At 60.5% G+C, this 1938-nt stretch carries 3 protein-coding genes; 2 read left to right on the plus strand and 1 reads right to left on the minus strand.

All coding sequences use genetic code 11. The features are described from left to right. The coding region (locus EN780_RS33040; protein ID WP_128276362.1) for a purine-nucleoside phosphorylase at positions 1-571 on the plus strand (571 nt) is incomplete at its 5' end. A gap of 61 nt (positions 572-632) precedes the next feature. Here EN780_RS33040 and EN780_RS33045 read toward each other — a convergent pair. Then, positions 633-1028: a hypothetical protein gene (locus EN780_RS33045; protein WP_128276363.1), complete on the minus strand. Its 396-nt coding sequence runs from the start codon at positions 1026-1028 to the stop codon at positions 633-635. 292 nt (positions 1029-1320) lie between these two features. On the opposite strand from EN780_RS33045, the gene EN780_RS33050 reads away from it, so the two are divergent. Continuing rightward, a partial coding sequence (locus tag EN780_RS33050) for a transporter substrate-binding protein (protein ID WP_145971027.1) occupies positions 1321-1938 on the plus strand: 618 nt, incomplete at its 3' end.

A 1938-nucleotide genomic window follows, 5' to 3' on the forward strand; every position in this document is an offset into this window, starting at 1 on the left:
GGGCTTCACCGGCCGGTATCGGGGCAAGCCGGTCAGCATCCAGTCGACCGGCATTGGCGTCTCGTCCTTCCTGATTTACGCCCATGAGCTTCTCGACTTCCACGGCGTCAAGACGCTGATCCGAACTGGCACTTGTGGCGGCCTGAGCGCCGAGGTGCCGTTACGAGGCCTGGTGGTCTCGCAATCGGTCCGCGCCGAGAATGCCGACAGCGGCCAGGTCTTCGGACTCTACGCCGCTGCCGGTCCCGATCCGGCGCTGCTTGCCCGGGCATTGCAGCGGGCCGAGACGCTTGGCATCGAGCACCGGGCGGGGCTGACCATCTGCAGCGATATTTTCTATCATCCAAAGGGCCGCGCCCGCTATGCCGAAGCCATGGCCTTGGGAGCGCTCGCCGTCGATATGGAGACCAGCGCCCTCTACCGCATTTCGGCCCATTTTGGCGCGCGAGCGCTGTCGCTGCTAAACGTGGTCGATCATGTCACCAATGGCGAGCAGACCGACTATTCCGAGCGCCAGGAACTGTTCACCGACATGACGCGGCTGGCGCTCGAAGTCGCCGCGGAAAGCTGAAGGCCTGCCGCCTCACGTTCTCGCGAACGGCTGCCGGTGCTCTCTTCGGCGGACAGGCAGGTTATCCCCTGGTGCAGGTCGAGGCCGTGAAGGCTCCGTCGGGCTGCTTCATGATGATGTCGAAGGACGGACCATCCGGGCCCTCCAGCGTCGCCTGCGTCATCGAAACGGAGTTGCCACCGCTCGTATAGCCGCCCAGCGGACCGAGCCAGCTGATCTCGCCATTGGCATTCATCTGATAGTTGTAGCCTTGCGGTGCGGCGCCGAAGGTCACCGGACCGCTGTAAACATTGCCCTTGATGGTGATGTCGCCGAGGTTGAGGAAGGCGCCGAGCAGGTAGACCTCGCAATGGTAGATCCCGTCGGGGATCTTGCCCTCGGTGAAGTCGGCGCGGGCTGCCCCCGTCACGGCTAACAGAAGCATGACGCTGAAAATGCTGGAGATACGGGAAATCATGGCATGGCTCGGTTCAAGCGGACCTTGCCCTATTTTGGCGCCGCGCCGCAACTTGCCGTATGTCGCAAGGCCCAATTTTTGAGCACCAGACTAATTTGGGCAAAAGATAGGCAGCATTGCGCAATTTTGCCGCATTCGGGTCTTTGGCAGACCATTAAATGTTTGACGACTAATATCGTAACAAGCTGATAAGATTGGGATATTTCGACATTTCCAGTGCCGCTTCGCTGTTTGGCATGGTGGTTGCATAGCTATGTTGCGATGCAAAACAACTAGCTTGGGAGTGTGCAATATGAGGGGTAATTTCTCGACAATAACAAAAATGTTTTCGGCCGGCGTTCTTGCCGCCGGCCTGCTGACGGCGCCTGCCAAGGCGGCCGACGACACGATCAAGGTCGGCATCCTCCATTCGCTGTCGGGGACCATGGCGATTTCGGAGACGACGCTGAAGGACGTCATGCTGATGCTGATCGAGGAGCAGAACGCCAAGGGCGGCCTGCTCGGCAAGAAGCTCGAGGCCGTCGTCGTCGATCCGGCCTCCAACTGGCCGCTGTTCGCCGAAAAGGCGCGCGAACTGATCTCCAAGGATAAGGTCGCGGCCGTGTTCGGCTGCTGGACCTCTGTTTCGCGCAAGTCCGTGCTGCCGGTGTTCTCGGAACTCGACAACATCCTGTTCTATCCCGTCCAGTATGAGGGCGAGGAGAGCGAGCGCAACGTCTTCTACACCGGTGCCGCGCCGAACCAGCAGGCCATTCCGGCCGTCGACTACCTGATGAGCGAGGACGGCGGCTCGGTGAAGCGCTGGGTGCTCGAAGGCACCGACTACGTTTATCCGCGCACCACCAACAAGATCCTCGAAGCCTATCTGAAGGCGAAGGGCGTACCGGCCGAGGACATCATGGTCAACTAC

Origin of the sequence: Mesorhizobium sp. M4B.F.Ca.ET.089.01.1.1, from assembly GCF_004022605.1 — a bacterium.
Classification (GTDB): domain Bacteria; phylum Pseudomonadota; class Alphaproteobacteria; order Rhizobiales; family Rhizobiaceae; genus Mesorhizobium; species Mesorhizobium abyssinicae.

Coding starts and splice junctions, on each gene's coding strand:
- EN780_RS33045 (WP_128276363.1), bottom strand. CDS start 1,028: ATGATTTCCCGTATCTCCAGCATTTTCAGCGTCATGCTTCTGTTAGCC.